Below are 6,249 nucleotides of genomic sequence, written 5' to 3'. Positions count from 1 at the left end.
CGCCCCGCCCGGGTGTCCGCTCTGCTCCGCCCTCCTGCGCCCGCCGCCGACACGCCCCTCGGATTCCTGACCCGGCGTTCAGCAACGACTGTTCTATTTCTGACCGGCGGGTTAGGAATGCGGCCGCCATGCCCCGCCACGCCGACCCCAAAGCCCGCAGCGCGCTCATCGCGTCCGCGCGGGCGGAGTTCGCGAAGCGGGGCGTGAAGGGCGCGCGCATCAGCGACATCACCGCCGCCAGCGGCCTGTCCAAGGGCGCCTTCTACCTGCACTTCCCCTCGAAGGAGGCCCTCTTCGCGGCGCTGGTGCAGGACTTCCTGGCGGCCCTGGAGCGGCTGGCCTCGAAGCGCATGTCCTGCATGGACCGCTTCCGCGCCGACCACAGCGGCCTGCCGGGCCCCGGGGACGTGGCCGCGCGCTCGGAGCGCTACCGCGACTTCCTGCGCCTGGAGGCCGCGCTCGACGTGGAGATGCTGGAGCTCATGTGGGAGCAGCGGGAGCTGGTCACCGCGCTCATCGTGGGCAGCCAGGGCACCGCCTTCGAGTCCGTCATGTGGGACGTGGTGGACCGCGAGGTGGAGCGGATTGCCCGGGAGTTCTTCCACCTGCGCGGCCAGCAGCCGGACACCCCGGACGTGGACCCCGGCCTCTTCGGCTCCTTCGTCGTGGGCACGTACCTGCTGTTGGCCCGGCGCATGGGACGGCTGGAGCAGAAGCCGGACCTGGCCGCCTGGGCCGTGGGCATCCAGCGTCTCATGCACGAAGGCACGCTGCCCCGCGAGGCCGTGCCCGCGACGCCCGCCGCCGTCGCCCGTCCTTCTTCACCGCCATCCACGCGCCGGCGCCACGCCCGCGCGGCCCACCCGCACCGTCCGCCAAGGAAACGCCCGTGAAACCCTCCACGAAGCCCTCCGCCTCCCGCGCCCTCGCCGCCATGGGGGTGGCCGCCGCGCTCGCGCTCACCGGTTGTGACAAGGCGGACGCCGCGTCCTCGCCCGCCGCCGCGCAGGCCCCCGGCCAGGACAAGCCGGCGCCGGCCGTGAAGGTCGTCTCCGCGAAGGGCGTGCAGGCCTCCCAGTCGGAGGAGGTGACGGGCACGCTGTACCCCGCGCAGGGGCTCCAGGTCGGCTTTGAAGTCGGCGGCCGCCTGGAGGCGGTGCGCATCCACAAGGGCCAGGCCGTGAAGAAGGGCGACACGCTGGCCCAGCTCAACGCTGAAATCGTGGACGCGCAGGTGGCCGGCGCGGAGGCCGCCGTCGCCGCCGCGGAGGCCGCCGCCTCCATCGCGAAGGACGCCGCCGAGCGCACGGAGAAGCTGAGCACCGGCGGTGGCGTCAGCGACCAGCAGCACAAGAGCGCCGTGGCCGCCGCCGCGCAGGCCCAGGCGCAGGTGATGGCCGCCAAGGCGCAGCTGGCGCAGGCCCGCGCGGCGCGCCGCCGGCACGACCTGAAGGCGCCCTTCGCGGGCACGCTGATTGAGTCCCCGGACCAGACGGGCGCCACGGTGGGCCCGGGCTCGCCGCTGTTCACCCTGGAGCAGCTGGACACGCTCATCTTCCGCACCACCGTGGCGGAAGGCGCCCGCGCGCTGCTCAAGCCCGGCACCAAGGTGCGCGTGGCGGCGCTGGGCAACGGCGCGTCCACCGACGAGGCCGTGGTGCGCACCATCCTGCCCTCCGCGGACCCCGCCACCCGGCGCATCCCGGTGGAGATCGCCGTGCCCAACGCGGACGGCCGCTTCGTGGCCCACACCCTGGCGCGCGCCATGCTGAAGCTGGGCGAGGCGCAGGACGCGCAGCTGTTGCCCACCACGGCGCTGTCCTCCTCCAACGGGGACCACGTGCTCGTCGTCAGCGACGGCGCCCTCCAGCGCGTGGACGTGCAGGTGCTGGAGCGCCGCGACCGCGAGGTGGTGGTGCGCGCCGCGGCCGTCCTCCAGCAGGTGGTGGACTTCCCCACGCCCTCCCTGACCCCCGGCACCCGCGTCTCCGTGAAGTAGCCGAAAGGCCGCCCCCCTTTCGCCGTGGCCGTCCAGCGGCGTGCGTGAGCTCTTCCCATGATTCTCAGTGATGTCTCCATCCGGCGGCCGGTGTTCACGGCCATGGTGTCCCTGCTGCTCATCGTGCTGGGCGTGATGGGCCTCAAGCGCCTGGGCACCGACCTCTACCCGGACGTCAGCTTCCCCGTGGTGGTGGTCAACACCCTCTACAAAGGCGCGGGCCCGGGCGAAATCGAGACCCAGGTCATCAAGCCCCTGGAGGACGCGGTCGCCGGCATCAGCGGCGTGGATAAAATCCACTCCTTCAGCCGTGAGAACGTGGGCACCGTGGTGGTGTCCTTCACGCTGGGCACCGCCCTGGACACCGCCGTCCAGGACGTGCGCGACAAGGTGGGCCAGGCCGTCAACAAGCTGCCCACGGACGCGGACGCGCCCATCGTCAGCCGCGTGGACCTGTCCGCCGCGCCCATCCTCACCTACGCGGTCTCCGCGGACATGACGTCCCAGTCGCTGCGCAAGCTGCTGGATGACCGCATCAAGCCCGCGCTCGCGCAGCTGGCCGGCGTGGCGGAGGTGCGCATCACCGGCGGCGACACGCGCGAAATCCAGGTCGACATCGACCTGGACAAGGCCCGCGCGGTGGGCATCGCGCCGTCGCAGGTGTCCCAGCGCATCGCCATGGAGAACCTCAACCTGCCCGCGGGCCGTCTGCAATTGGGGCCCAACGAGCTGACCGTGCGCGCCATGGGTGAGTTCACCAGCGTGGAGGACCTGCAAAAGCTGCCCATCGCCCGGAGCAAGACGGGCGCCCAGGTGCGCCTGGAAGAGGTCGCCACCGTCACGGACGGCGTCGCCGAGCGCCGCACCACCGCGCGCCTCAACGCCCGCGACGCCGTGGTGCTGGAAATCGTGAAGCAGCCGGGCTCCAACACGGTGAGCGTCAGCGACGCGGTGAAGAAGACGCTCGCGGACATGGGGCCGGTGGTGGGGCAGGGCTTCAAGGCCACGCTGCTCATCGACCAGTCGGACCTCATCCGCGCCAACACCCACGAGGTGTGGGTCGCCCTCATCTTCGGCGGCCTGATGGCGGTCCTCATCATCCTGATGTTCCTGCTGGATCCGCGCGGCACGTTCATCTCCGCGCTCGCGCTGCCCACGTCCGTCATCGGCACGTTCTTCGTGATGTACGTGCTGGGCTACTCGCTCAACCAGATGACGCTGTTGTCACTGTCCTTGGCCATCGGTCTGCTCATCGACGACGCGGTGGTGGTGCGTGAGGCCATCACCCACCGGCTGGAGCAGGGCGAGGAGCCCATGAGCGCCGCGTACAACGGCACCAAGGACGTGGGCCTGGCGGTGCTCGCGACGACGCTGGCCCTGGTGGCGGTGTTCATCCCCGTGGCCTTCATGCCCGGCATCGTGGGCCAGTTCTTCAAGCAGTTCGGCATCACCATCTCCGTGGCGGTGCTCATCTCGCTGTTCATCTCCTTCACGCTGGACCCCATGCTGTCCGCGCGCTTCGCCAAGGCGCACAAGCCGGGGGAGCGTCAGCACGAGCCCGCCGTCTTCCGCGTGCTGCGCCGCTTCCTGGAGGCCACCGAGTCCACGTACGCGCGCATCCTGGGCTGGGTGCTGCGCCACAAGTGGACCACCGCGGGCCTCACCCTGCTGGCGCTCGTGCTGTCCTTCGGCGCCGCCAGCCGCCTGGGCGTGGAGTTCATGAGCGCGGAGGACCGCTCGCAGTTCATCGTCGAACTGCAGCTGCCGGACTCCGCCAACCTGGCGCAGACCACGGAGCGCGCCGCGCAGGCCGAGACGCTGCTCAAGCAGATCCCGGAGGTCGCGGACATCTACACCACCGTGGGCCCCAACGGAGACGTCTACAAGTCGCGCATGCGCGTGCTCACCGTGGGCAAGGACCAGCGCACCAAGAGCATCGGCACCCTCAAGGAGGAGGCCCGCGCGCTGCTGGTCCCCAACCTGGTCTCCACCGCCATCACCCTGTCGGACCCGCCGTCCATCGAAGGCCTGGGGGACTGGTTCCCCATCATGGTGCGCGTGGTGGGCCCGGACCTGAAGCGCGTCAATGAAGAGGCCGAGCGCGTCGCCGGCATCCTGCGCACCCTGGGCACCTCCGACGTGCGCGTGGACTCCAACCCCGCCAAGCCGGAGCTCCAGATTCAAATCGACCGCGCGCGCGCCGCGGACATGGACCTGTCCGCCGGGTCGCTCGCCGCGCAGCTGCGGCTGGCCATTGACGGTGACGTGACGGCCAAGCTTCGCGAGGGCACGGACGAGACGGACATCCGCGTGCGCCTGCGCGAGGAGGACCGCGCCACGCCGGAGCGCGTGCGCCAGCTGATGATCGTGTCACCCCACGGCCTGCACCAGGTGACGGACGTGGCCCAGGTGTCGCTCAAGGACGGCCCCAGCGTCATCGAGCACGAGAACCGCGAGCGCCAGGTGGCCGTCGTGTCCCAGCTGGCCAAGGGCGCCGCGCTGGGTGACGTGGCCACGAAGCTCAAGGCCGCCATCGCCCAGAAGCCGCTGCCGCCCGGCTACGCCATCGTCTACGACGGCCAGATGAAGAGCCTGGATGAGCAGAACGACGCGTTCGGCATCGCGTTCCTGCTGGCCTTCGTCTTCATCTACATGGTGCTCGCCAGCCAGTTCGAGTCCTTCAAGCACCCCTTCACCATCATGGTGTCGCTGCCGCTGGCGCTCGTGGGCGCGCTCTTGGGCCTGGTCGTCACGGGCTACCACCTCAGCATGGGCGCCATGATTGGCGTCATCCTGCTGATGGGCCTCGTGACGAAGAACGCCATCCTCCTCATCGACGGCGCGCTCCACCACCTGCGCGAGGGCGACTCCGTGGACGAGGCCCTGCTCAAGGCCGGCCCCCGCCGCCTGCGCCCCATCCTCATGACGAGCGCGGCCATGGCCATTGGCATGGTGCCCACCGCCGTGGGCACGGGCACCGGCTCCGAGTTCCGCGCCCCCATGGCCATCTCCGTCATCGGCGGCGTCATCACCTCCACCTTCCTCACGCTGCTGGTGGTGCCGGTGGTGTTCGCGGCCATGGAGAAGCTGTCCTTCAAGAAGCGCAAGCCCCGTCAGGACGGGCCGCACACCGCGCTGCCCGTGGACGCGCCCTCGGCGCACGACCGCGCGGCCTGAGCCCAGGCCTCACGGCCTGAAACAAGAAGGCGCGGGTGACATGCCGTCACCCGCGCCTTTCATTTGATACAAAGGGGATGAAACAAGTGGCTAGCGCGTAGCCGCCATGCCTTCGCCGTTGAGCAGGCGCACGCGCGCCTTGGCGAGCTGGTTCTGCGCTTCCTCCAGCGACACACAATCCACGGTGATGTCGTCGTTGGGGGATGCTTCCGAGGCCACGCGGGCCGTCTGCAGGCGCGCGATGGTCGAGTCCGACACGTGCGCGCACATGGCGCAGCCATTCTTGCGCCCGTGGTCGACGATCTCGGAGAACAGCTTCGCGGATTCCGGCTCCAGCGGGCGCAGACCCCGCATGTCGGCCAGAACCAGGTGCCGCCCTCCGCCGTAGCTGTCCGTGGCCTTCTTGTAGACGGCCACGTACTCCTTCATTTCGTTGGGCCGCATGAAACCGCTCATGCGGGCAGTGATGGTCCGACGGCTGACATCGTTGGTGACTTCGAACATAGGTGCGCCCTCCCTCGCAGGCTCAAACCCTAACAGACGTCTTTCGGACTTTCACCAGCCCCCCCCGTCATTCCCAGGAGGGTGGAAGGTTTGAAAGGAATTGCGTGTTATTCCTTCTGGGTAGGTTGTAAAAATGAAGAAGCCCGGCCCGCGTGAGCGGAGCCGGGCTTCAGTGCTCTGGGTTTGACCCGGAGCGGGTTGTTATGAACCCACTGCGCGGACGTTCTGCGCCTGGAGCCCCTTGGGGCCGCGCGTCACCTCGAACTCCACCTTCTGGCCTTCGGCCAGGGTGCGGAAGCCGTCCATGTTGATGGCGCTGTGGTGGCAGAACACGTCCTCACCACCGCCGTCCTGAGTGATGAAGCCAAAGCCCTTCGCATCGTTGAACCACTTCACCGTACCAGTAGCCATGAATCGTCTTCTCTTTGTTGGGTGGGGCGCGGCACCCACCGCTGTGCAAGCGGGCGGCCCTCTCGAAATGTGAGGGCCTGAGTGCGAACAGCAGTCTGCCCGGCGGGGCAGGGTGGGTGGAAGCCCCCTTGCCTGGCAGCCAACAGTTCGTCGGGTAG

At 69.5% G+C, this 6,249-nt stretch carries 5 protein-coding genes; 3 read left to right on the top strand and 2 right to left on the bottom strand.

Going from position 1 to position 6,249, the window contains the following annotated elements; all coding sequences use genetic code 11:
• Positions 1-128: 128 nt before the first annotated feature.
• Genes D7X55_RS33855 through D7X55_RS33845 form a run of 3 tightly spaced genes read left to right on the top strand, consistent with a single transcriptional unit; the run spans position 129 to position 5,176 of the window.
• Positions 129-893 (top strand): TetR/AcrR family transcriptional regulator, encoded by a 765-nt coding sequence (locus D7X55_RS33855; protein ID WP_121725213.1) that lies wholly within the window; start codon positions 129-131, stop codon positions 891-893.
• Positions 890-1,999, top strand: a complete 1,110-nt coding sequence (locus D7X55_RS33850; RefSeq protein ID WP_121725212.1) for an efflux RND transporter periplasmic adaptor subunit — start codon at positions 890-892, stop codon at positions 1,997-1,999. Before D7X55_RS33855 ends, D7X55_RS33850 begins: the two co-directional genes overlap by 4 nt.
• Before the next feature lie 57 nt (positions 2,000-2,056).
• Positions 2,057-5,176 carry an efflux RND transporter permease subunit gene (locus tag D7X55_RS33845; protein WP_120552167.1) on the top strand — a complete coding sequence of 1,040 codons (3,120 nt, stop codon included), beginning with the start codon at positions 2,057-2,059 and terminating at the stop codon, positions 5,174-5,176.
• Between the two features lie 90 nt (positions 5,177-5,266).
• On the opposite strand, the gene D7X55_RS33840 is transcribed toward D7X55_RS33845, so the two are convergent.
• Positions 5,267-5,620 carry a hypothetical protein gene (locus D7X55_RS33840; RefSeq protein WP_233610234.1) on the bottom strand — a complete coding sequence of 118 codons (354 nt, stop codon included), beginning with the start codon at positions 5,618-5,620 and terminating at the stop codon, positions 5,267-5,269.
• Positions 5,621-5,881: 261 nt separating this feature from the next.
• Positions 5,882-6,091, bottom strand: a complete 210-nt coding sequence (locus D7X55_RS33835) for a cold-shock protein (RefSeq protein WP_120552165.1) — start codon at positions 6,089-6,091, stop codon at positions 5,882-5,884.
• Positions 6,092-6,249 lie beyond the last annotated feature (158 nt).

This window comes from Corallococcus sp. AB049A (assembly GCF_003668885.1).
GTDB classification, from domain to species: Bacteria; Myxococcota; Myxococcia; order Myxococcales; family Myxococcaceae; genus Corallococcus; species Corallococcus interemptor.
This window is presented reverse-complemented; position numbering and strand designations above follow the sequence as displayed.